The 24586-nt window shown below is 29.9% G+C and carries 17 protein-coding genes, 4 tRNA genes and 1 pseudogene; 16 read left to right on the top strand and 6 right to left on the bottom strand.

The window, feature by feature from the left end:
• The 10 genes and pseudogenes from EYW44_RS22785 to EYW44_RS12495 all read left to right on the top strand — a co-directional run.
• A pseudogene (locus EYW44_RS22785) lies at positions 1-115 on the top strand (IS5/IS1182 family transposase); the annotation flags it as partial.
• Positions 116-912: 797 nt separating this feature from the next.
• On the top strand, positions 913-1911 hold the full coding sequence (locus EYW44_RS12520) for an RNA ligase, Rnl2 family (RefSeq protein ID WP_132723996.1): 999 nt from the start codon (positions 913-915) through the stop codon (positions 1909-1911).
• A 409-nt stretch (positions 1912-2320) separates the two neighbouring features.
• Positions 2321-2445 (top strand) — tRNA-OTHER (locus tag EYW44_RS22230).
• Between the two features lie 1458 nt (positions 2446-3903).
• The gene (locus tag EYW44_RS12515; RefSeq protein WP_207893782.1) at positions 3904-6147 is read left to right on the top strand and encodes a hypothetical protein; all 2244 of its coding nucleotides are present in this window, start codon (positions 3904-3906) and stop codon (positions 6145-6147) included.
• 145 nt (positions 6148-6292) lie between these two features.
• Entirely contained in the window at positions 6293-6988 is a 696-nt protein-coding gene (locus tag EYW44_RS12510) for a hypothetical protein (protein ID WP_132723995.1), read from the top strand.
• 10 nt (positions 6989-6998) lie between these two features.
• A tRNA-Cys gene (locus EYW44_RS22225) sits at positions 6999-7072 on the top strand.
• A gap of 13 nt (positions 7073-7085) precedes the next feature.
• Complete coding sequence (locus EYW44_RS12505; RefSeq protein WP_132723994.1) at positions 7086-8447, top strand: SDR family oxidoreductase; 1362 nt, start codon at positions 7086-7088, stop codon at positions 8445-8447.
• A gap of 8 nt (positions 8448-8455) precedes the next feature.
• A tRNA-Ala gene (locus tag EYW44_RS22220) sits at positions 8456-8530 on the top strand.
• A gap of 15 nt (positions 8531-8545) precedes the next feature.
• A tRNA-Gly gene (locus EYW44_RS12500) sits at positions 8546-8615 on the top strand.
• A gap of 75 nt (positions 8616-8690) precedes the next feature.
• The gene (locus EYW44_RS12495; protein ID WP_132723993.1) at positions 8691-9662 is read left to right on the top strand and encodes a hypothetical protein; all 972 of its coding nucleotides are present in this window, start codon (positions 8691-8693) and stop codon (positions 9660-9662) included.
• On the opposite strand, the gene EYW44_RS12490 is transcribed toward EYW44_RS12495, so the two are convergent.
• Positions 9655-10521, bottom strand: coding sequence for an RluA family pseudouridine synthase (locus EYW44_RS12490; RefSeq protein WP_132723992.1), 867 nt, complete (start codon positions 10519-10521; stop codon positions 9655-9657). The genes EYW44_RS12495 and EYW44_RS12490 overlap by 8 nt on opposite strands.
• A 169-nt stretch (positions 10522-10690) precedes the next feature.
• On the opposite strand from EYW44_RS12490, the gene EYW44_RS12485 reads away from it, so the two are divergent.
• The gene (locus EYW44_RS12485) at positions 10691-11779 is read left to right on the top strand and encodes a hypothetical protein (protein WP_132723991.1); all 1089 of its coding nucleotides are present in this window, start codon (positions 10691-10693) and stop codon (positions 11777-11779) included.
• Between the two features lie 114 nt (positions 11780-11893).
• Entirely contained in the window at positions 11894-13660 is a 1767-nt protein-coding gene (locus tag EYW44_RS12480; RefSeq protein WP_132723990.1) for an FAD-binding oxidoreductase, read from the top strand.
• Between the two features lie 72 nt (positions 13661-13732).
• On the opposite strand, the gene lptB is transcribed toward EYW44_RS12480, so the two are convergent.
• From lptB to EYW44_RS12460, 4 genes are all read right to left on the bottom strand, one after another.
• Positions 13733-14467 carry an LPS export ABC transporter ATP-binding protein gene (gene lptB, locus EYW44_RS12475; protein WP_132723989.1) on the bottom strand — a complete coding sequence of 245 codons (735 nt, stop codon included), beginning with the start codon at positions 14465-14467 and terminating at the stop codon, positions 13733-13735.
• Positions 14468-14604: 137 nt separating this feature from the next.
• Entirely contained in the window at positions 14605-14955 is a 351-nt protein-coding gene (locus EYW44_RS12470) for a carboxymuconolactone decarboxylase family protein (RefSeq protein WP_132723988.1), read from the bottom strand.
• Complete coding sequence (tatC, locus tag EYW44_RS12465) at positions 14927-15754, bottom strand: twin-arginine translocase subunit TatC (RefSeq protein WP_132723987.1); 828 nt, start codon at positions 15752-15754, stop codon at positions 14927-14929. Before tatC ends, EYW44_RS12470 begins: the two co-directional genes overlap by 29 nt.
• Complete coding sequence (locus EYW44_RS12460) at positions 15755-16726, bottom strand: KpsF/GutQ family sugar-phosphate isomerase (protein WP_132723986.1); 972 nt, start codon at positions 16724-16726, stop codon at positions 15755-15757.
• A 145-nt stretch (positions 16727-16871) separates the two neighbouring features.
• Between EYW44_RS12460 and recQ the strand changes: the two genes are divergently transcribed.
• Both recQ and EYW44_RS12450 read left to right on the top strand, forming a co-directional pair.
• Positions 16872-19061: a DNA helicase RecQ gene (gene recQ, locus EYW44_RS12455; protein ID WP_207893781.1), complete on the top strand. Its 2190-nt coding sequence runs from the start codon at positions 16872-16874 to the stop codon at positions 19059-19061.
• Positions 19062-19215: 154 nt separating this feature from the next.
• A complete protein-coding gene (locus tag EYW44_RS12450; protein ID WP_132723985.1) occupies positions 19216-20388 on the top strand; it encodes an aspartyl protease family protein in 1173 nt (390 codons plus the stop codon).
• A gap of 76 nt (positions 20389-20464) precedes the next feature.
• On the opposite strand, the gene EYW44_RS12445 is transcribed toward EYW44_RS12450, so the two are convergent.
• On the bottom strand, positions 20465-20824 hold the full coding sequence (locus tag EYW44_RS12445) for a DUF4258 domain-containing protein (RefSeq protein WP_132723984.1): 360 nt from the start codon (positions 20822-20824) through the stop codon (positions 20465-20467).
• A 155-nt stretch (positions 20825-20979) separates the two neighbouring features.
• Between EYW44_RS12445 and EYW44_RS12440 the strand changes: the two genes are divergently transcribed.
• Together EYW44_RS12440 and priA are read left to right on the top strand one after the other, a co-directional pair.
• Positions 20980-21966 (top strand): lipocalin family protein, encoded by a 987-nt coding sequence (locus EYW44_RS12440; protein ID WP_132723983.1) that lies wholly within the window; start codon positions 20980-20982, stop codon positions 21964-21966.
• A 150-nt stretch (positions 21967-22116) separates the two neighbouring features.
• A complete protein-coding gene (priA, locus tag EYW44_RS12435) occupies positions 22117-24564 on the top strand; it encodes a replication restart helicase PriA (protein ID WP_165872218.1) in 2448 nt (815 codons plus the stop codon).
• Positions 24565-24586 lie beyond the last annotated feature (22 nt).

Here is a 24586-nt window from a genome sequence, read left to right as displayed (position 1 = left end):
TCGTTCTTTATTGAATAGATTTGACACCACAATTACTAGTTGGAAAGGCTTTAATTTCCTAGCATTTATTGTAATCGGATTAAAGAAATTTCATAAAATTGAAAAGTCAAGATGACTTCTTAAAGCATATAATAAAATATTGAAAATAATTAATTCTGAAAAACATTTTGTTTTAAAAAAGGAAAATTTAATAAAAGATATGATAAAAAAGTGCATTTTTGCACTATAAATGGAAAAACTAAGACAGCATAACATTCAAGTAATAGATATGAATTTCTACGGAGCTCTTTTAAATTGGAAGGGTGAGCAAAGGATGTTATGTAATAATTTTACCATTGATAAAGTGTAGTAAAAAGTAAATAAAAAGATATTACAAGCGTCCAAATTTAAATTTGGACGCTTTTTTTATGAAAAAAATTAAAAATAATTATTATAAAATTTAAGAGAACCACATAAAATAACAATAAACAGCAATTGATTGTTAATCAGAATAATACATAAAAAGCTGATCATCTGTATAATACGGATAGGATTTTTATTGCTTTTTGATTAGGTTTAATTGTTTATTAATCAGTGTTTTAGATTGGTTTTTGATTTGGTTGATTAAAAAAAAGTTTTCATATTTGCACCGCAATTAAGCAAAAAATAAAAGTTTAAATAATGGCACTATATATTAACAACATACAGAACGATTGGAATAAAAGACTGGAAGTAGCAAAAGCTTTGGATATGGGAATATTTATGTCAATTATTAAAAATAGGAGGAAGTATTACGTGTAACAAACATGTAATTAAAAATATAAAGCGCCTCCGAAACGAGGCGCTTTTTTTATGATTAAGAATTAAAGCATATATGTGAAAAAGTCATTACGATGACGAGGAATTAGTAACAAATTAAAAGAATTAGAAATCATGTTTAAAAAGTATAACAGTATTGAAAATACATACAGAGAAAAACAAATTGAGCAAGTGTATTTTCATGAGTATCATAAAGAAAACTATGTAGTACAAGAAAAAGTTCATGGAGCAAACTTCTCATTTATAACCAATGGAGAAACGATAGAAGTAGCTAAGAGAAGTGGGAAAATTACTCCAGAAGAAAAGTTTAATAACTATCAATATGTGTTAACAAAGTACAAAGAGGCTATACAAAAGCTGTATGTATTAGTTAAAGAAGCATATCCACAAACAGAATTTATTAGTGTTTTTGGGGAATTGTTTGGAGGTAATTATGAGCATTCAGAAGTATCAAAGATTAAAGGAATGGTTAAAATACAGAAAGGAGTTTTTTACTCACCAGAAAATGATTTTTATGCTTTTGATATCTGTATCAACCAAGAGGAATATGTGAACGTAGACAAAGCAAATACTTTTTTTGAAGAAGTAGGTTTATTTTATGCAAAAACACTTTTTGAGGGATCATTTGAAGAATGTTTGAAGTATCCAAATGAGTTTAATTCAAAAATTCCAGAATGGTTAGGGCTTCCAGCTATAGAAACTAACATCTGTGAAGGTGTAGTTATCAAACCGGTAGTAAGTAAGCATTTTGCTAATGGTACTCGTGTAATATTTAAAAATAAAAATGAAAAATGGTCAGAAAGATCTCATGAGAAAAGGCGAGTAAGTAAAAGTGTGGTATCATTTTCAGAAGAAGAAAAACAAGTTGTAAGCAATCTATTAAGTTATGTTAACGAAAACCGTTTAATAAATGTGCAAAGTAAATTAGGTGATTTTACACCAAAGCAAACGGGTAAAACAATCGGTTTACTTTCAAAGGATGCTTTTGAAGACTTTAAAAAAGATTATGAAGTTGAATGGAGTACCATTGAAAAAGAACGTCAAAAACTAATTACAAAAACGTTGAATACAGAAGCAACAACTTTAGTAAAAAAAGTGCTTTTATTTAAATAGCCTGAATAAGCTAGGAGTTTGAAATTATTCTTCTAGCTTTTAAAATCAAGTTGTAAGAATATAAACTTTTTTGAAAAAAATATTCGTTACGCAAAAAGAATGCGCAATACTGTAAAATATTTGCAGAGTAATTAAGAAAAAGAAAAATGCTAACGAAAAGAAAATTAGAAAAAGAGAAGAATAGCTAGAAAAAGGAGAATAGCAATGAAAGAGAAAGCTTAGAAAAGGAAAATTAAAGAAAGAAAAAGTATCTGCCTCATTATAACAGGGCGTATAGTGAGGCATTGAAAAAGAAAACTAAAAAAGAAGTTCATTAACATAAAATATTAAAAGGTCAATTATTTCTTACTTCAATGGCTTATGCCAATCAATTAAGGTTTGAAATAGAAATAAAATTACCTTTTAAAATGGGGCAGTAGCTCAGTTAGGTTAGAGCATATGTCTTTTAAGTTAGATGATTATCTAATATTAATAAGGTCAAATTTAACTTACTCCTTTAACATAGGGTCGTAGGTTCGATTCCTAGCTGCTCCACAAAAAATGAAAAAAATATTTGTTGCGCAGAAAGAATGCGCAATACTGTAAAATATTTGCAGAGTAATTAAGAAAAAGAAAAAATGCAAACTAAAAGAAAATTAGAAAAAGAGAAGAATAGCTAGAAAAAGGAAAATTAAAGAAAGAAAAAGTACCTGCCTCATTATAACAGGGTGTATAGTGAGGCATTGAAAAAGAAAACAAGAAAAGAAAAAGTTCATTAACATAAAAAATAAAAAGGTCAATTATTTCTTACTTCATTTGGGCTTGCCCATTCAACTTAAAATTGGACCACAGAAATAAAATTACCTTTTTTTAAAAAAAATATATGTTGCGCAGAAAGAATGCGTAATACTATAAAATATTTGCAGAGTAATTAAGAAAAAGAAAAAATGCTAACGAAAAGAAAATTAGAAAAAGGAGAATAGTAATGAAAGAGAAAGCTTAGAAAAGGAAAATTAAAGAAAGAAAAAGTACCTGCCTCATTATAACAGGGCGTATAGTGAGGCATTGAAAAAGAAAACAAGAAAAGAAAAAGTTCATTAACATAAAAAATAAAAAGGTCAATTATTTCTTACTTCATTTGGGCTTGCCCATTCAACTTCTAATTGAACCACAGAAATAAAATTACCTTTTTTTAAAAAAAATAGTTGTTACGCAGAAAGAATGCGTAATACTGTAAAATATTTGCAGAGTAATTAAGAAAAAGAAAAAATGCTAACAAAAAGAAAATTTGGAAAAGAGAAGAATAGCTAGAAAAAGGAGAATAGTAATGAAAGAGAAAGCTTAGAAAAGGAAAATTAAAGAAAGAAAAAGTACCTGCCTCATTATAACAGGGCGTATAATGAGGCATTGAAAAAGAAAAAAAAGAAAAAGTTCATTAACATAATTATAGATGATAAACAACCAAGGTCAATTGTATCTTACTTCCTGAGCGATAGCTCACTCAATTGTCACTTGAAAATTAGAAACAAAATTATCTTGGTTTGTAAATCATTTAATAACGGAACAGTAGCTCAGTTGGTAGAGCAAGGAAATTGAATGTGTAGATTATCTACAAAACATAATATGGTCAAAATAAACATACTTCAACAGGCAAAACTCTATGGTTTTTGGTTCGAGTCCAAATTGTTTATTAATCATCATAAGGTAGGTCAATACACATTTACTTCAAAACTTTAAGGTGCCTGTGTCGTGGGTTCGAATCCCACCTGTTCCTCAAAATAATGGTCAATAAAGACTTACTTCATTTTAGGTTCGATTCCTAACCTTTCGAAAGAAAGGTATTTTGGTTGTAAAAAGTCTTTAAATTACCATTAATAATTAAGGTCAATTGTTTCTTACTACAATATTCACAGGAAATGAAAAACAGAAACAAAATTACCTATTTATGAATCAAATCAAAGGAAGCTATGATGTAATAAAAGCAATTAACCTGCGATTTAAAAATTGAAAATAATGAAACAAGAAGTATTAAAAGTAAGTGTACGTCAAAATGCCATATATATTCCAGATGAATATATAACAGCTACAACAAAAGAAATTAATCAAACTACCTCTGTATTAGTGGCGAATGCCTCAAAACTAGGTTTTACATTTTCTGAGTCTTTATTTAGAGCAATTAATAATGCAAATCCAAGATTAAAACTTCAAATATTAGAAGTATTAAAAGAAATTACTGGAGTTAATAAAAACTGGACTCCTTTAGTTAAAGGTTGGGATATTCCTACAGGAGAAGGTTTAGTGGATCATTTAATTACAGCTTTTAGCAATGTTTTTAAGAAAAAAAGCGGAACAACATTAGCTTGTGGTCATACAATACCAGAAGGAACATTTCCATTAGAACGCTACAATGGTTGTCCGTTTTGTGGTACACCATTTGAGCAAGGAGAAATTGAATATACACACCAAGGAAGTAAATTAAAGGTATTAGAATTGTGGACTTATGAAGAAATTCTAAAGTTTTACAGCGATTTATTACAATCTAAAACGCCTTTAGATGCTACTCAGGTTGAAAGTTTAAAAGCTTTATTAAAAGAATTTCCATTACCAAATGACATTGTTATTGGTATGAAAGAAACTTTAATGTTGGTAATTGATGTATTAACAGCTGAAGGGAAGGAAGATGAGGTACAACAATTCTTTAAAAATCCGAATGATATTTTAAGATACCTATGGTATAAACATACTGGTTTTTTACAGATTATTGAGCCAAAAACTATCATTAATAGAAAAGCTAAAAATGATAGACATGTATATCATTTATCAGATAACAGTGCAACAGCCAAATTAAAAGCTGCATCAGAATTAAAGTTGAAATATTCAAGAAGTGAATGTAAAAGAGCAGCTACTTGGTTAAACAGTTTACAAATTCCAGCAGATAAAGCTTGTGAAATGATGCATCCGAAAAGAGGAATGTGGGTACGTTTTATTAGAGCATTACGTTTGGCTGAATATAGTAAAAGAAAAGGTTTTGAATATTTAGCAGAATTATTAGATGTATTTTACAATGAAGTATATGATGTTTGGCAAGGAAAGGTAAATCATTTCCGATTACGAAGTGATGCAGAGAATACTTTTAAGTTATTAAAGCAACGTCCAGGTTTATTTGCACGATCATTATTTTCGAATATGCTGTGGTTTGGGACAGATGTTACATTGAAGCATTTTTCAGAAATTATAGATAAAATTCCAGCACGTTTGGTATTTACTCTAAACATGTATGCAAAAACATACTTTGATAAAAGTGCAAATAGAAGTGTAAAACCTTTAGGAGGAGTAAACAAAAGAATTCCGACAAACAAATTGTTAGAATTGTATACAGATAAAGATATTGCTTACATGCAATCTAAAATAGAAGATGTATGTTTAGATGTTATGTTAGAGCGTTTTTCTAAGCAAGAAAACGAAAACAAAACAATATACATTGAACCTAGTTTGTATAACATGCCTGTTGCTATTGGTGATAGAAGTGAAACTGTACAAGATTTACCTTCTGCTTTAATGGGAACTAGATTTCCGTTAGAAGGAAACACAGTTCGTTTGTTTTTACAATGGGGACAAGGTTTAAAAGCGCAACATTTAGATATGGACTTAAGTTGTATGGTTGCTTATGAAAACGCAACAGAACGTTGTTCATATTCGCAATTAACTATTAAAGGTTGTAAGCATAGTGGCGATATTCAAAAAATACCAGAAATGGTTGGTACTGCTGAATATATTGATGTTAATGTAAATGAGTTAGCGCTTTTAGGAGCAAAATACGTTACATTTACTTGTAATGCATATTCAAACGGTAGTTTGTCACCTAATTTAGTTGTGGGATGGATGGATAGCAAATATCCAATGAGAATTTCATCTAGAACAGGAGTTGCATACGATCCATCTTGTGTACAACATCAAATAAGAATAACACAAGGTAATACCAAAGGATTGGTTTTTGGAGTTTTAGATATTGAAAACAGAGAAATTGTTTGGTTAGAAATGGCTTTTAACGGTCAAGTTGTTCAAAGTTTAGATACCAGAGGTGTAGAAACATTGTTAGATAAGCTAAATAGCAAATTAAATGTTGGTAGTTTATTAGCATTAAAAGCAGAAGCGCAAGAGTTGACTTTAGTTACTGAAGCAACAGAAGCTGATGAGGTATATGATACCAATTGGGCTATGAACGCTGCGGGTGTTACACAATTGTTTTTAGACTAAGAATATGATAAATTCGTCATTACAATGTAGCGATAGCGAAAGAAGTAATTTGTTAATTAAATAGCAGATCACTTCATTTCGTTGCCCTACATTTGTGATGACGTTTTTTTAGGTAATTTTATAAGAAAAAGAGACTTGAAGCATTATGAAAAAAGAACGGTTAATTGATATATTGAGGCAAACAAAAAATTACCTTTCTAAAGAATGGTTAATAACACATAAAGCTTTTTTTGAGGAAGAAATTTTACAATTATTTACAGAAAAATTAATTTATTATCACCAGTATGGTGTACCCAATGAATTGTTGTTGCCATTGTTTAAAGATGAACTGACTCCGCTATTAAAAGAATCATTTGCCTTTTTTAAAGAAGTATTACAAACTTTTGAGAAAAATAATTTCGAAGAAAAAGTTTTTACTCAAGAATTGGCAAGTATTATAGAGTATATTGATTTTAAACATATTTTATTATTACTAGGACAAAGAATTACATCAGCAACTGTACAAAATGCAGATGGTATACCACCATTACAATCTGATTTAATGATTGCTAGTTTTCAACCATATAATTCGCAAGTATCAAAAGTAGTGCGTGCATTTGAAAAACATGCAGAACGTAGCGATGATAATTATTGGGGAATTGTTACTGGTAATCCTAAAGAAAAAGAAGAAAAAGTTAGAGATATTTTAACGAATATGTTTAATGAAAAAACATGGTGGAATGTATTTTATCATTTTAAACACGAATTAATTTATGAAATTAGAATTCCGTCAGGTCATGGTGCTCGTTGGAAAAAGAGTAATTTAGAATTTATTGGTTTTGTAGAGCCTTTTTTAGATTAAAAATAGTATTGGGATAGTAGTTTTAACATGGAAAAATAGGAGCCAGCAATGCTTCAGATACGAGTTCGAATCTCGTCTATTCCACAAATAACAAAATATGGATTCATATAAGTTTACCCAAGAAGAATGGGAACATTGTATTAAAGTTTTAAAAGAATTAAAAGAAGACCCTTTTAATAATCCTGACAATCAATTGTTTTCTGGATTGGTTACCAAAATTTATAAAAAAGCCAAAAAACAAAAAGGAAATGAGATAGCTAAAGTAAAACGAGAACACGATATGAACGTGTTAAAAGAGGCTACTATTTTTAATAATGCAATGGACAATAAAACGTTGTATTCTGAAGGAGAAAAGAAAAAATCAAAGAAGTATAAAACATTACATAAGCCAAAAAACTGTTATGTATGTAATACTGAGTACAAACAAGTCCACTTTTTTTATAATAGATTATGCACAAAATGCGCTGAAGAAAATTATGATTTAAGGTTTGATAATGTGAATCTTGAAGATAGAAATGTAATTATTACAGGAGGAAGAGTAAAAATTGGGTATGCAACTACTTTAAAACTATTAAGAGCTAGAGCAAATGTGACAGTAACCACAAGGTTTCCTGCTTCCGCTTTAGAGCAGTTTAAAAAAGAAAAAGATTATGATTCTTGGAAAGAAAACTTAAGTGTTTATGGTTTAGATTTACGAAATTTAAAAGCGGTTAAAGATTTTATATCTCACTATACATCACTACATTCTTCTTTAGATATTTTGATTAATAATGCTGCTCAAACAATAAAATATACAGATTCATATTACTTACCTTTAGTAAAAAAAGAACAAGAGTTACTTTTAAATACTGAAGAAAAGTACTGTATAGCTAATTCGACTTCTGTTTTACAAGAAACAAACTTATTAGTTAGTTCAAAAGAATATGAAGACTTTAAAATAAATAGATTTGGTCAGCCTGTAGATACAAGAGATAAAACAAGTTGGAACTCTACATTGGAAGAAATTTCTATGTACGAATTATTAGAAGTGAACTTAATAAATCAAATATCACCGTATTTTTTAATAAAAGAATTAATGCCTTTGCTTAAAAAATCTAGTTTTAAGAAACGATTTATTATTAATGTAACTTCTTCAGAAGGACAATTTAGTTATCATAACAAAACAATTTTTCATCCGCATACCAATATGACAAAGGCAGCATTAAATATGATGACTCGAACTTCTGGAGAGCAATTTGCGAAAGAAGATAATGTTTTTATGTATGCAGTAGATGTTGGTTGGATATCTACAGGGGCAAAAGAAGTTTTAAGAGAAAAACAGTTTGAAAGAGGATATATTCCTCCATTAGATTCTGTAGATGGTGCTTCAAGAATCTTACATCCGATAATTAAAGGAATTAAGGAAAAACCTATCTTAGCAGGTACATTGCTTAAAAATTACAAAGTAGAAAACTGGTAATAAAATATGAAGATAGTAGCTCAAATGGAAGAGCGTATGCCCAGCAAGCATAAGGATGTTGGTTCGAAGCCAACCTATCTTCATTAATATAAATTATGAAAGGGGTAGCTAATTGGAAAGCGCCAGCCTGCCAAGCTGGAGATGTTGGTTCGAACCCAACCCTCTTTCTTTTAAAAAAGATTTTCTAACCCATTATACTACCAATCTTCAGTAAATATTGCACTATAATCTATATTTTAGAAAATGAGTATTCCTGTTTTAAAAATAAAAAAAGAAGAAGATTTAAATTTATTAGATGAGGATGGTAATTATCATTTAGAAATATATCTTCCAGAAATTGTTGTTCTTGTAAGAGAGCTTCAAGGAAGTTTAAAGATTAGAGCTGTTAATTGTTGGTTCCCATATTTAAGAGAGGTTAAAGGAGATGTTTCCATTGATGCTAAAGGGAGTGAATTATCAGAATTAAAGATAGTTCATGGAGAATTAAATATACATGAAGAAGAAATTGAATTACCAAGTTTAGAAATAGTTATTGGACAAATAAAAGTTTTAGCTCCTATTAAACTTGATAAGTTATCTATCATTAATAAAAAGATAGAAATAAAATCTGAAGATGTTTATATTAATGAAAATGTTCAGATAATTTCTAAAAAGAAGTTTATACAAATTAAAAATCAATCAGACGTTGAACGTATTTCTAATATCCAATTTGAAAACATACGAATTCAAAAAAACATAAATACTTTAAGTAAAGTAATAAATATTGATGTAACACATTTTTATGGATCTATAGAAATTATAGATATGAATTGTAGTTTTAATAATTTAGAAAAGATTTATGGTAGTTTAATTGTTAGAAATAATGATAAAACAATAATAAATACACCTAAACTAGAAACAATTCAAGAGAATTGTATTGTAAACTCTTCTAATCAAACTATAAATGTTTCTCATATAAAAGGAAAGCTTTTTATAGAAGAAGGCATAGGTAATAGATTCCCTAAATTAGAAACTATTGGTAAGTTAAATATTAGCAGAGACGGTTCTGAACTAATCGCTGATAATTTAATAGAAATAAAAAGGAAGACATTTATAGCAGGCTGTTTAAAATCAAAGTCTATTGAGTTTAGTAGTAAAAAATCTCATTTACCTTATCCAGTAGACATTAAAGGAAGTTTTAAATTGTCTGATTTTGATCGTAAGTTTTCTAAATAATAATGTCAAAAATCTTTCTAAACTTCTTAGGTAGCTCTTTTGTGATTTGTATGGATTCTTTTGTGAAAGGATGTACAAATTCAAGTTTAGCAGCATGTAAATACAAACCATTTCCGTAAGAAATTAAGTTTTCCTTATAGTATTGTTTATCTCCTAAAATAGGGGTTCCGAGTGCAAGCATATGTTTTCTTAGTTGATGTCTTCTTCCTGTTTTCGGTTGCAATGCAACTAGGTTTAAAAAATCATATTTTTCTGATGTAATAGTGCCTACAGTTGTATAATTAGAAGTAGATTCTTTTTCATCTACAGGAATTGTAATAATTCCTTCTTTTTTCATTTTACCAATAGTAATGGCATAATATGTTTTTTGAATTGTTTTTTCTTCAAAAAGTTTCATTAACGCATGTGTAGCAGCATTAGTTTTACTAATTAATAAAAGACCACTTGTAGGATAATCCAAACGATGCACAGGTCTAGGTTTTACTGCATCCTTTTGAGTACTTGGTTTTAGATTTTGGTTTAAAGCATTTTGAATAGTAGCAAAAGAATTACCATTCACTAAAATACCTGCAGGTTTGTAAATAATTGCTAAAAAATCATCTTCAAACAATACTTCTAACGGAAAAATGAATTGCTTTTTAGTTTTCTTTTCTTCTTCTTGAAATAATTCAATAAGTTCACCACCTTTAATAAATAGGGCAGTAGATGCGATGGTACCATTTACATAGACCAACTTTTTTTTAATGGCTTTTTTCAATCCAGATTTTGTAGGATTGGTGCTAAAAATTCCAACACCATACTCTTGTAAACGAATGGGAGTATCTAAGTTAGGAACAGTATGTGTTTCGGATAATATCAAAAAATAAAATTTGTTCCCAAAAATATAACATTCATTCTCTATTTAACTACGCTTATAGAAATTAAGATTAAAATTTGAGAATATAGCTTTTAATTTATCAGAACAAATAAGGAAATAACAATAAAACTTAGTTATATTTATATGTAACTTAACTAACCTATAAATTAAAATGAAAGCTAATCAAACCTTAGAAGAAATACCAACGGGATGGATTGGAGGATTCGAAGAGTCTAATCCAGAATTTGCATACCCAACTCCAAATTTAACATCGTTACCAATGCCTGACAATATGTTAAATATTGATCGATTACAACGTCAGCAGGCAGTAAAATGGCCTGAGTTTAGTTGGGAAACACAAATGGGACAACCAGATCCGAAAAGATGTTATCAAATGTTTGCGCCAGATATCTCAAGAATCGGTTATACAGATGAAGGAAGGGTATACTCAATTATTTGTCCGCAGCAAGGAATCACTTCACCAACATTCGGATCATTAAATGTAGAGGTAACTGTAACAGGAACTAGAGGTTGGGTGAATGAAAGCAATAAGGAGTTAGCTGCTGATATGGGAGTAGTTGGTAAAGTATGGTTTAGTCCGCCTAAAGGAGAGAAAAATCCAATTATAAAAGGAATTCAAGATTTATTGTGGGATAAATTAAGAGGTAGTTCGTATCCTTTTCCAACAACAAAAGCTCAAGCAATTATGGTTACTACTCATAAAGTAGGAGAGCCAGATCAACCTGTATTTCCTTTGAGAAAAGGATTGAGCACAGGATTTCCAATACCAGATTTTGCAAAGCATGAAGACAAAGCTTGGTCTGTAGCAAATTTAGAAGTACAAATAGGACCAATTATTAAAACAGGATTTCCATTAGTTGATAAGTTTAATCAATTAATCATGGATGTTTTCAATTTAGGCTCAGGAAATATGCTACAGCAAAAAAATGTTTTAACATGGAACGTTTGGTTTACGCCTCCACAAATTGTAGATCAAGGAGAGTGGGCAAGACACGCATGGAAATGGAGACAATCAATTGACGCAGATCATGGATCACCTGAAGGAGAAGGTACAGCAGCAAAATATTATGATGGAACACCTTTTAAAGCTTTTAGTAGTTTAGAAGCTGGACTTTTAAAGAAGGGGGAAGATTTAATCGTTGGAGTTAAAAATGAGGAGAAAGCGAAATTAACTAACTTCTTGGCAGAAATAGAAGGAGATGAAAAAAATAAAGTAATGTCATTTTTAGATAAACTGTAATACTTTGTATAAAAAATCAATAAAGAAGCTTGAAGTTTATTTAGGTTTCTTTATTGTTAATATAATGTTTAAGAGAATTAACAGATTAACTATCTACTAAAAATACCCCGAAAAATGAATACTTATATATCTCAAATTAATAATGAACTTCTAGAGAAGTTTATAAACGCTTTTGCTACATGTAGTTTACAGCCTGAATTTTTTAAGCCTTCAGATGGATTATCTTATAATGAATTACGAAAAGTGTTTAATAGAAGGTTTGATTTTATGCCTTCTTTAATATTTCAACCGTATACTACAGAACATGTATCTATAGCAATGAAGTTTGCTTCTGAAAATGATATTCAAATAACTGTAAAATCAGGAGGACACGATCATGAAGGAGAGTGTGTAGCCACAGGCAAGGTTTTAATTGATTTTGCAAAAATGAATGAAACAAATACTAGTTTACCTAATTATTCAACAGGCGAAATGGATATTAGACAGATTAGTATTCAACCTGGAGCTAAGTTCATCAATATTAAAAAAGAGCTCGATAAAGAACATCTTGGTATTCCACACGGAACTTGTCAGAGTGTAGCTATAGCTGGTTATACTATGGGAGGTGGCTGGGGACCATGGACTAGAAAATACGGAATGGGTTGCGAACGTTTAAAAGGTGCAACAATTGTTTTAGGAGATGGAACTATCAAATATTTAGGAACGAGTGCTCATTACAATAAACAATCGGAAGAAACACAAATAGACGAGAAAAGTGATCAAAAACTTTTGTGGGCAATTAGAGGTGGAGGAGGACTGAGTTATGGAATTGTAACTGAATTTTTCTTTGAGCCTTTTGAATTACCAGAAATAGCTTCTAGTTTTTACATATCTTCTGATATGTTACCTGTTTTTAAACATATCAAAGCGACTGCTGTTATTGAAGCATGGGAAAAAGTAACAGCACCAGGAAAATATCCTCAATTAATAGGGACGAATTTAAAAGTGGTTGCCAAAGCTGTAAGTAGCAGAGAAGAGGTTTCTAAAGATGCTATTTTAGAGTGGAGGTTGAATGGGCATTTTGGAGGAAATAGGGCAGAGTTATTGGAATTGGTCATTGAATGGGGAAAGTATTTGGTAGAATTACAATTAGAAGACATAGATTTTGCTGCCAATGAACAAAATAATTTATTTGATGCTGTTATAGATGGAATTAAAACAGCATTTGATGAAGCTTCTAACAGTGCTAATGTATTGAGTTTTTTCAAAGGAGATGCGAATGGATACCCATATACATTTGAATCTTGGGATAGGTATTCAGCAGCCGCAAAAAATAATGGATTAAGTTTAGAAACTGATTGTCCTGCGCCGCATAAAATAACCTCAAGAATGCCAACTGAAAAATGGGATGCTGTTAGTAGAGAGCAGTTAGTATGTTCATTACAGTCTCCTTTGTTAAAGGATATAGCCTTAGAAAGTAATATTTCTTGTTATATAACTTTAGGTGCAATTCATGGTGATTTTTATGCTACAGAAGAAGCTCGTAAGGTATCGGCTTTAAATTGTGCATTTCCTTATCAAGCACGTCCTTTTACAATTCAATATCAAACATGGTGGGATATGCCTACTCGAAAAGTAGAAGATGGAGCTTGTGTATTAGAAGGGGCTACCGCAGAAAAGGTAGTACAAACTAGAAAGTTTGTGAATAGGGCTTTAGATTGGATGGAAGAATGTAGAGATTATCAAATAGATAAAACAAAAGGTTCTTTTATTAGTTTTAAAGATGCATCGGTACCTACTAAAAATTATTTTGTACACAATTACCAAGATTTGATGGATATAAAAATAAAATATAGTGAGGATGAAAAATTCCTTTTACGATCAAGAAAAACAATTATTTAGTATATAATAAAAGAGCGTTCAATATTATTTGAACGCTCTTTCTATTTTATATAAGATATAACTAGTCTGTGATTAGAATTTTTTCTTTTTAAGCTCAAAATCTTTACCTAAATATACTTTACGTACTATCTCATCCGCAGCTAATTCTTCAGGAGTTCCTTCTTTCAAAATTCCTCCATCATACATTAAATAGGTTCTGTCAGTAATTGCTAATGTAGCCTGTACATCATGATCAGTAATTAAAATACCGATATTTTTATTTTTTAATTGTGCTACAATTCCCTGAATATCCTCAACCGCAATAGGGTCTACACCTGCAAAAGGCTCATCTAATAAAATAAATTTAGGATCAGAAGCTAAACAACGAGCTATTTCAGTTCTTCTTCGTTCTCCACCAGAAAGTAAATCACCTCTGTTTTTACGAACATGTCCTAAACTAAATTCGTCAATTAGCTCCTCTAAACGAGCTTTTCTCTCTTCTTTGGTACGATCGGTAAATTCTAAAACAGATAAAATATTGTCTTCAACAGATAATTTTCTAAAAACAGAAGCCTCTTGTGCTAAGTATCCAATACCTTTCTGAGCACGTTTGTACATTGCATCTTCTGTAATTTCTTCATCATCTAAGAAAATATTACCTCCGTTAGGTTTTATCATACCCACAATCATGTAAAAAGAGGTGGTTTTACCAGCACCATTAGGTCCTAATAAACCAATAATTTCACCTTGTTCTACTTGTAAAGAAATTCCCTTTACAACCTTTCGGCTACCATAAATCTTCTGTATGTTATCGGCTCTTAATATCATGTTGTAAATTACAAGTTATGAATTTTTAATTGCGAATTTATAATTCTATGTTTTATTTATACTTAAATGTATGATAAAATTTAAGTATTGTTGTTGGTTTGAAAAATAGAAGGGGTTATAAAAATTAAGAATATTAATTATTCGTTAGTTTCTTCTAATGCTTCCCAAAACTCAACAGCACGTCTTAAATGTGGAATTACAATAGTACCACCAACTAATGTAGCAATAGACATTGTTTCCATCATTTCTTCTTTAGTTACTCCACTTTTATAAGCAGTATCCAAATGATATGCTATACAATCATCACAACGTAAAACAGCAGAAGCAACTAAACCTAATAATTCTTTTGTTTTGACTGACAAATGACCTTCTGCATAAGCATTGGTATCTAGATTAAATATTCTTTTTATAACTTTATTATCAGCTCCTAAAATTTTTTCGTTCATCTTTGAACGGTACTCATTGAACTCTTGGACTTTTTTCGACATTTTTTAATTGTTTTTTTATGACAAAACTTGAAATATGTATACTTATTTCATATAAGAACATGATAGGTATAGAAACAATTACCTGACTAGCAATATCAGGAGGTGTTATAATTGCAGATAATATTAAAACTAATACCAAAGCATGTTTTCTGTATTTCTTTAAAAATTGAGGTGTAATTAAACCTATTTTTGATAGGAAATAAATAATTATTGGTAGCTCAAAAAATATAGCTACACCAATTAATGTGTTTGTTACTAAACTTATGTAAGCGTCTAATTTAAAGTTGTTTTCTATAGTTTCTGATATTGAAAAGTTATAGAAAAAATAAACAGACATAGGTATGATTACAAAATAACTAAATAAGATACCTGTAAAGAACAAACTAGAAGTTGAGAAAATAAAACCTCTTGATTTTTTTCTCTCATTTTCATGTAAACCAGGAGATATAAATCGCCACATTTCCCATAATATATATGGAAAAGCAACCACAAATCCGAGTATAAGTGACGACCAAATAGCGGTCATTAATTGTTGAGTTGGATTTAAAGCTTGTAAAGTTTGCTTAAATTGAACAGTACAAAAATCGGTGTCAATACCAATTGAAGAAAATAACTTACAAAAAAAGCGGTAGGTAAAAAAGTCAGGCTTTAAATGTGCCAATAAAATATCATTAAATACAGTTGTTATGTTGATGAAAATAATTAAACCAACAATAAAAATTGCACTAAAACTTCTAACTAAATGCCATCTTAATTCTTCAAGATGCTCTAAAAACGACATTTCTTTTTCTTCTGCCATCTAAAAAATACCTTCTTTTAATAAATCGTGTAAATGAACAACCCCCACATAGTTGTCGTTATTATCGCTAACTAATATTTGAGAAATATTGTTTGCTTCTAAAGTTTCAAGTGCATCTATAGCCATAGCATCCACATTCATAACTTTAGGATTTTTAGTCATTATATCAATGGCTTTCAAATTATCTATTTGAGTCGTTTTATTTAGCATCCTTCTCAAATCACCATCTGTGATAATACCTATAATTTTATTATCTGAATTTACTACTGCAGTTACTCCCAAACGTTTTTCAGAAATTTCTACAATAACTTTAGTTACTTTATCGTCTTCTAAAACTCTAGGAGCTTCATTTTTTTCTATTAAATCAGAAACTCTTAAATACAAACGTTTTCCCAAAGCACCACCAGGATGATACTTTGCAAAATCATTATTAGTAAATCCTTTTTGTTCTAATAAACATACAGCTAAAGCATCTCCCATTACTAATTGAGCGGTTGTACTTGTGGTAGGTGCTAAGTTATTTGGATCAGCTTCTTTTTCAACATAAGAGTTTAACACAAAATCAGCGTTCTTACCTAAAAAAGAATCAGCATTACCTGTTATCGCTACAATTTTATTATTAGCAGCTTTTATAAGAGGAACTAATACTTTTATTTCAGGAGTATTTCCACTTTTAGAAATACAGATAACAACATCATCTACCTGAATGTTACCTAAATCGCCATGAATAGCATCTGCAGCGTGCATAAAAACAGCTGGTGTTCCTGTAGAATTTAAAGTAGCTACAATTTTAGTAGCAATATTGGCACTTTTTCCTATTCCAGTAACTATAACTCTACCTTTAGAATTTAAAATGAAGTTAATTGCATTAACGAAGGAATTGTCCAAAAAATTAATTAAATTAGCTATGCTATTGCTCTGAAGCTCAATTGTTTTTTTAGCGCTAGCTAATATTAAATCAGATCTTTTCAAGTGAAATCGGTTTAATGAGAAGGTAAAAATAGGAATATTTTAGCGAGTACAAATATCCTTTATTGAGAAAATTTAGTTAACATTTTAAATGTTTATTTTTATTAGTTGTTTTGAATTTATAAATTTGGCGTAGGGAAACATATATATGGAAATTAATTTATACGATGCTTTAAAAAAGTTTTTTGGCTTTAATCAGTTCAAAGGACTTCAAGAAGATGTGGTGAAGAGCATTTTGGCTAATAACAATACGTTTGTTATTATGCCAACCGGAGGTGGTAAGTCCTTATGTTACCAGCTACCTGCTCTGATGAAAGAAGGAACTGCTATTGTGGTATCACCATTAATAGCTTTAATGAAGAATCAGGTTGATGCTATACGCGGTATTTCTGAAATTCATGGAATTGCTCATGTGTTAAACTCGTCTTTAAATAAGTCTGAGGTAGCACAAGTTAAAGAAGATATTACTAATGGAGTAACAAAATTACTCTATGTAGCACCTGAGTCACTTATAAAGGAAGAGTATGTTGATTTTTTAAAGCAACAAAAAATTTCCTTTGTAGCAATTGATGAAGCTCACTGTATTTCTGAATGGGGTCATGATTTTAGACCTGAGTACAGAAATCTTAGAGCTATTATAAAACAAATTGATAACGTACCTGTTATTGGTTTAACAGCTACTGCAACAGATAAGGTTCAGGAAGATATTCTAAAAACATTAGGTATGTCTGATGCAAATGTTTACAAAGCATCATTTAACAGACCAAACTTATTTTACGAAGTACGTCCAAAAACAAAGGATGTAGAAAAAGACATCATCCGTTTTATTAAACAAAAAGAAGGTCAATCTGGAATTATTTACTGTTTAAGTAGAAAAAAAGTAGAAGAGATTGCTCAAGTTTTACAAGTAAACGGAATTAATGCACTACCATACCACGCAGGTTTTGATGCTAAAACTAGAGCAAAACATCAGGATATGTTTTTGATGGAAGATTGTGATGTTGTTGTTGCAACTATTGCTTTCGGTATGGGAATTGACAAACCAGATGTTCGCTTCGTAATTCACCATGATATCCCTAAAAGTTTAGAAAGTTATTATCAAGAAACAGGTAGAGCAGGAAGAGATGGAGGAGATGGACATTGCTTGACTTTTTATGCTTACAAGGACATTGAAAAGTTAGAAAAGTTTATGGCTAATAAACCTGTTGCAGAACAAGAGGTTGGTCATGCTTTATTGCAAGAAGTTGTTGGTTATGCCGAAACTTCTATGAATCGTAGGAAATACATATTACATTATTTTGGCGAAGAGTTTGATGAGGTCAATGGAGAAGGAGCCGATATGGATGACAATATGCGTAATCCGAAGAAAAAGAAAGAAGCAAAAGATGAAGTTGTTACTATTTTAAAAGTAGTTAAAGAGACAAATGAAATGTATAAACCTAAAGAAGTAGTAAATACTATTACAGGTAAAGAAAATGCATTATTAAAATCTCATAAAACAACAGAACAGCCTTTCTTTGGAGTAGGTAAAGATAAAGTAGCAAATCATTGGATGGCTTTAATCCGTCAAATGTTAGTAGCTGATTTAGTAAGAAAAGAGATAGAACAATATGGTGTTTTAAAGCTTACTGAAAACGGAAAGAAGTACATGGAAAATCCTACATCTTTTATGATGACAGAAGACCATGTATATTCTAACGAAGATGATGGATCTATCATAACCAATGCTAAATCTTCATCTGTTGGATTAGATGATAAGCTTGTAGGTATGTTAAAAGACTTACGTAAACAAGTAGGAAAGAAAAAAGGAGTACCACCTTTTGCTGTTTTTCAAGATCCATCTATTAATGATATGGCTTTAAAATACCCAACTACCTTAGAAGAACTTTCTACAGTTCATGGTGTAGGTGAAGGAAAAGCTAAAAAGTACGGTAAGGATTTTGTAGCTTTAATAGCTAAGTATGTTGAGGACAACGATATTGTTAGACCTGATGATTTGGTTGTTAAAAGTACTGGAGTTAATTCAGGACTTAAATTGTACATCATTCAAAATACTGATAGAAAGTTACCATTAGATGATATTGCAAAATCTAAAGGATTAGAAATGGGAGAATTGATAAAGGAAATGGAAGCCATTGTGTTTTCAGGAACAAAGTTAAATATCGATTATGCCATAGAAGATTTATTAGATGAAGATCAGCAAGAAGAAATTAATGACTATTTCATGGAGGCAGAATCAGACAAAATTCAAGATGCTATGGATGAATTTGATGGTGATTATGATGATGAAGAGTTAAGATTAATGAGAATTAAGTTTACTAGTGATGTAGCTAACTAATTTTAATTTAGATAATATATAAAAGCATCTACCAAAGTAGGTGCTTTTTTGTTTATAGAAACTTCGCTTAACACTCATTAACATTAGTTAGTAGAAGTTAACCAGTTGAAAATTCTTTATTTCTTTAATTTGTCTCAGAATACAAACATTGAATATGAGATTTACTATTTTATTTAAAATAACATTTTTATTATTATTTGAACTTGCAAACGCACAAGTGTTAGAATTACCTCTGGAGATTAGTGATAGAGGTCATACTTTTATAAAAGTAAGCGTAAATGATTCAGAAGAATTAAATTTTGTTTTTGATACCGGAGCAACAGCAGAAGTAATAGATACTAAAGTAGCAGAGAAAATAGGTGTGAAAAGCGAGTATCAACAACCGGTTCAAGGAGCTTCAGGAGAAGAGTTTTATGATATTGCTTTAAATGAAAAATTAAAGTTAGATACTATTGAACTTGTTAGTAGAGCAATGGTGATAAAAGATTTGTCTAATTTGAATGTTTTATCTGATGAAAAAATAGATGGAATTATAGGTGCTACATTACTCTCTAAATATATCACTAACATTGATTATTCTAATAAGAAAATTGTTTTTTATAAAGACGATAATGATATCAATCTAAAAGATTTTACTAAGATTCCGTTTACTTTTAAAACGAATATTCCAATTCCTCTGATCAAGGTAGGCTTTACATTAGAAAATGGAGAAAGTTTCGCAGGGAATGTTTTGTTTGATAGTGGTGCTGGATTAAGTTTAAGTGTCAATTCACCTTACAATAAAAAGAATAAGCTAAGTGAAAAAGCAGAAAAAAAATTATTGAGAAAATCGAGTGGTTTGGGTGCTGAATCTTACGATGAAAGAATAAGAATTAAAACATTGCAATTAGAAGGTTTCAGCTTTACAAATTTACCAATAGAATTATCAGGTGCAACAGAAGGTGTGTTGGCAAGCTCAGATTTTATGGGAATACTTGGAGCAAAAATAATTCAACGTTTTAATGTTGTGTTAGATTACAATACAAAAACAATGTATTTAAAGCCAAATAAAACTTATAATAATCAATTTGAGTTTCCTTTATCAGGAGTACAATTGAAAAAAGTTAATGATACTATTGTCGTAAATCACGTATCTAAAAATTCTGAAGCTTACTCAAAAGGTCTAAGAGAGAATGATATAATTATTTCAGTGAATGGAGATTCATCAAAAAGGCTAAATATATATAACAGTTATTTTAAGAATAAAGGAGAAGAAATAAAATTGAATATTAAATCGGTAAAAGGAAAAGAAAAAACGATTTCATTTATATTGAAAGAGTTAATCTGATTATTAAAAAAAGTCTATACTAAGTTAGATAGTATAGACTTTTTGTTTTTTACTTAAAAGGGCAAAGTTCCTTTTCTTATTTTATATAAATATCTTTAATTGTAGCAGTACTATCACACCTTATCACATATAAGTCAATAGTTTCACTTGTAACATAGTATTCTGCACAAGGTTTTAATCTAGGTTTACTTTTACTAAAGTTTACATCTCCATTTTTTAAAATAGAAGAAATAGTAGCAGTATCAATATTTTTCTGTAGCATAATTTCTTTAGCACTATCAGAGAAAATTCTTTTTCTAATTCTGATGGTTTTTAGCGTTCTAGCATCCATTCCATAATCAAAAGACACCTTTTTTTGTTTCCAAAAAAAAGATACAGCTAATGTTCCTAAAGCTACCCCTACTAAATAGTAACCAACTCTTTTTAATAATTGCATAATCCTATTTTGGTTGCAAAAGTATTAATATCTAATGTTAAAATTACAATGAATAACAGTAGTTTTTTGTGAAAAAGGTTAAAAAAACAAAATCTAGTAATTTTTGGTAGGGTAATTGTAAACTCGATTGTTTTAATCATGTAAAAAACTTAATTATGAAACTATTTAAAGTAAATCTAAAATTAATTACATTATTATCATTAACAACATTGTTTTTTGTGTCTTGTGGAGATAACAATGAAGAAATTATCACAGATGGTAATAATCCAGGTAATGCAGCAGTATTTAATGAACTATTAGGAACTTGGTTTATTCAAGAAAGTGAAATTGACGGTACTCCGGTTAGTCGAGAATCTTTTGATTGTTTAAAAACTTCGGTAGCCAATTTTGACGAGGATGGTTACAAAGTAAATTACAGAAAAAAAGGAACTGGTACTTTTGCAGCTGGTTGTGCTGTTACTCAAGAGTTTTCGGGAACCTATTCAATTAGCAAAGAAGGAATTGTAGATTTAAACAAAAGTATTGGGCTTACTGCTGAATTAAAAGAAGGAAAGTTGATAATTACATCTAAAGAAGATGGTGTAACACAAAAAGATACATTTATAAATGAAAAAGATATAGCAAATGCAGTTTTAGATGATATTGAGGTTACTCCAGATACTACACCTCCAGCCGAATCAGAAGAATTTAAAAAGTTGAAAGAAAAATTGCAAGGAGAATGGAAGTTAACAAAATCGGTAATCAATGATGAAGAAATACAACTTTCTTCTTGTGGAACTGAGTCTAGTTTAACTTTCAAAGAGAATAACAATAAGATTTTGGTAAATCAAAAGAAAAGAACTTTTACAAGAGGAGATTTAGCAAAATATGGTATAGCTGTAGGCGGTGCAGGTATTACTTCAGTAAAAGCAGAAAAAATTACATCTAGAGGCGAAAATTCAGATAAGGTTACTTTTGATACAAGTGCTGCTTGTAGTTTTGTAAAAGAGAGTGTTCGAATTTTTGAATTAAAAAATGATACTACATTAAAAGTAAAAGGAACTAACGTTGAATTTACATTACAAGATGATCAAACGATTATACTAACGTTTAAAAATACATCAACAAACACAAAAGGAACAAAAACATTTAAAAAAGCTTAATATTTAAGTTTACATAAAGTTGATTATAAGACCATCATTTATATGATGGTCTTTTGGTTTTTATAAGAATTATTAAAGTAAGAATAGCTTAAAATTTGAGATATAAAATTGCAATAAATTATGTAGCTTTGATCTAATAAAAAAGGACAGATTATTTATTTTATAGATGTAATATTACCTATTCCGTTACAAAAAACATTTACATATTCTGTAACGGAACAAGAGGCTGATTTTTTAGATATAGGAATGCGTGTAGCAGTATCTTTTGGTAAAAAAAAGTTATATGCTGCACTTGTATTAGATGTCCATCAAAAATCTCCAGAATTATATGAAGCTAAAGAAATTCATCAAATTTTAGATGAATCTCCTATTGTTAATCAGAAACAGCTAAAACACTGGCAATGGTTGTCTAGTTACTATATGTGTTCTTTAGGAGAAGTTTATAGGGCAGCAGTACCATCAGCATTTTTATTAGAAAGTGAAACCATTGTTTTAAAAAATGAAGCATTTTCAAATGTAGATGAATTAACTGATGAAGAGTACTTAATTTATGAAGCTTTACAAAGACAAGCTCAATTAACTATTTACGAAGTAGCAGAAGTTTTAGGAAAGAAAAAAGTTTTTCCAGTAATAGATAGTTTGATAAAAAAAAGTGTTTTATCTGTAAAAGAAGAAATTTATGAATCGTATAAGCCCAAACTGGTAAAGTACATTCAGCTGATTGAGACATATAATCATGAAGCAAAGTTACAAGAGTTACTCACAGAACTATCTAGAGCTAAAAAGCAAAGAGAAGCAGTTTTAACTTTTTTTCAGTTAAAAAACGCTACAAAAAAACCGATAAAAGCAAAAACTCTTGTTGAGAAAGCAGGTGTTTCCACTCAAATTTTAAATGCTTTAGTATCTAAAGATATTTTTGAGTTTTACCATATACAAACAGATAGGGTGCAATTTGATGATTCAAAGAATGATTTGAAAACATTGAATGAACATCAAGAAGTAGCTTTAAAAAGTATTAAAGAGATTTTTAAAGAAAAGGATGTAATATTATTACATGGAGTTACCAGCTCAGGAAAAACAGAGGTATACACAAAACTAATACAAGAAGTTTTAAATGTAGGTAAGCAAGTATTGTTTTTACTTCCTGAAATTGCTTTAACTACCCAAATTATTACACGATTACAAAATTATTTTGGAAAAAAAATAGTTGTTTTTCATTCTAAATATTCTGTGAATGAAAGAGTAGAAGCATGGAATAATATTTTAAAGAATGAAGCTGAAGGTCAAATAATTTTAGGTGCACGATCTGCTATTTTTTTACCATTTTCTAATCTAGGTTTAATTGTAGTTGATGAAGAGCATGAAGCTTCATACAAGCAATTTGAACCTTCTCCAAGGTATAATGCCAGAGATAGTGCCATAGTGTTAGGAAAAATGCATCAGGCTAAAATATTATTAGGTTCTGCTACGCCTTCTTTAGAAACACAATTCAATGCCACGCAAAATAAATTTGGATTGGTGTCTTTAAACAGAAGACATGGTAATATTCAATTACCTAAAATAGAATTAATAGACATCAAAGAAAAGAAGCGTAAAAAAGAAATGAAAGGTCATTTCTCTGATCGTTTGTTACAATTGATGAGTGAAGCTTTAGAGGAGAAAGAGCAAATTATCTTATTTCAAAATAGAAGAGGGTATGCGCCTATTCTAGAGTGCACAACTTGTGGACATTCGCCTCAATGCCCTAATTGTGATGTTAGTTTAACGTATCATAAGTATAAGGGAGAATTAAAATGTCATTATTGTCACTATCAAAGAGCTTTACCTAATAGTTGTGGAGCATGTGGAAGTAATACTTTAGATACCAAAGGTTTCGGTACTGAGCAGGTTGAATTAGAATTAAAAGAGCTTTTTCCAAATCATAATATTGGAAGAATGGATTCCGATACTACTCGAGGTAAATATGGATATCAAAAAATTATAGAAGCTTTTGAGTCGCAAGAAATAGATGTCTTAGTAGGAACGCAAATGTTGTCTAAAGGATTAGATTTTAAAAATGTTTCTTTGGTTGGTATTTTGAGTGCTGATACTATGTTAAATTATCCTGATTTTAGAGCTCATGAAAGAGCTTATCAATTAATGGTACAAGTATCGGGTAGGGCAGGACGTTCAAAAAAACAAGGAATGGTGGCTATACAAAGTTATAATCCTTACCATCAAATTTTACAGCAAGTTTCTACGAATAGTTACCAAGAAATGTATAAAGAACAATTGCAAGATCGTTGGCAATTTCATTACCCTCCTTATTACAGGTTGATAAAAATTACATTGAAACATAAAGATTTTGTAAAAGTTAACGAAGGTATTAATTGGTTAGCACGTGCGTTACAAAACGTTTTTAGAGAGAATGTTTTAGGGCCTACAGAACCTTCTGTATCAAGAGTTCGAAATCAGTATATAAAAAATCTAATGATAAAAATACCTCCTAAACAATCATTAGCTAAAACAAAAGAACAAATTCAGAAGATAAAAACAACTTTTGAAGCGGTTAAAGAATTTAGACCAATACGTTTTATTATTGATGTAGATGCGTATTAGATTTTCTTCAATAATGAATTTA

It is taken from the genome of Tenacibaculum sp. M341 (assembly GCF_004337695.1).
Classification (GTDB): Bacteria; Bacteroidota; Bacteroidia; order Flavobacteriales; family Flavobacteriaceae; genus Polaribacter.
Note: the sequence above shows the minus strand (reverse complement) of the source record. Positions and strands in the feature narration are given on the sequence as shown.

Excerpts from the sequence above, each read along its gene's own strand:
- EYW44_RS12480 (WP_132723990.1), top strand. The coding sequence starts at position 11,894 with ATGAATACTTATATATCTCAAATTAATAATGAACTTCTAGAGAAGTTT.
- EYW44_RS12520 (WP_132723996.1), top strand. The coding sequence starts at position 913 with ATGTTTAAAAAGTATAACAGTATTGAAAATACATACAGAGAAAAACAA.
- EYW44_RS12450 (WP_132723985.1), top strand. The coding sequence starts at position 19,216 with ATGAGATTTACTATTTTATTTAAAATAACATTTTTATTATTATTTGAA.
- lptB (WP_132723989.1), bottom strand. The coding sequence starts at position 14,467 with ATGATATTAAGAGCCGATAACATACAGAAGATTTATGGTAGCCGAAAG.
- EYW44_RS12510 (WP_132723995.1), top strand. The coding sequence starts at position 6,293 with ATGAAAAAAGAACGGTTAATTGATATATTGAGGCAAACAAAAAATTAC.
- EYW44_RS12515 (WP_207893782.1), top strand. The coding sequence starts at position 3,904 with ATGAAACAAGAAGTATTAAAAGTAAGTGTACGTCAAAATGCCATATAT.
- recQ (WP_207893781.1), top strand. The coding sequence starts at position 16,872 with ATGGAAATTAATTTATACGATGCTTTAAAAAAGTTTTTTGGCTTTAAT.
- EYW44_RS12505 (WP_132723994.1), top strand. The coding sequence starts at position 7,086 with ATGGATTCATATAAGTTTACCCAAGAAGAATGGGAACATTGTATTAAA.
- EYW44_RS12495 (WP_132723993.1), top strand. The coding sequence starts at position 8,691 with ATGAGTATTCCTGTTTTAAAAATAAAAAAAGAAGAAGATTTAAATTTA.
- EYW44_RS12470 (WP_132723988.1), bottom strand. The coding sequence starts at position 14,955 with ATGTCGAAAAAAGTCCAAGAGTTCAATGAGTACCGTTCAAAGATGAAC.
- EYW44_RS12445 (WP_132723984.1), bottom strand. The coding sequence starts at position 20,824 with ATGCAATTATTAAAAAGAGTTGGTTACTATTTAGTAGGGGTAGCTTTA.
- EYW44_RS12485 (WP_132723991.1), top strand. The coding sequence starts at position 10,691 with ATGAAAGCTAATCAAACCTTAGAAGAAATACCAACGGGATGGATTGGA.
- tatC (WP_132723987.1), bottom strand. The coding sequence starts at position 15,754 with ATGGCAGAAGAAAAAGAAATGTCGTTTTTAGAGCATCTTGAAGAATTA.
- EYW44_RS12440 (WP_132723983.1), top strand. The coding sequence starts at position 20,980 with ATGAAACTATTTAAAGTAAATCTAAAATTAATTACATTATTATCATTA.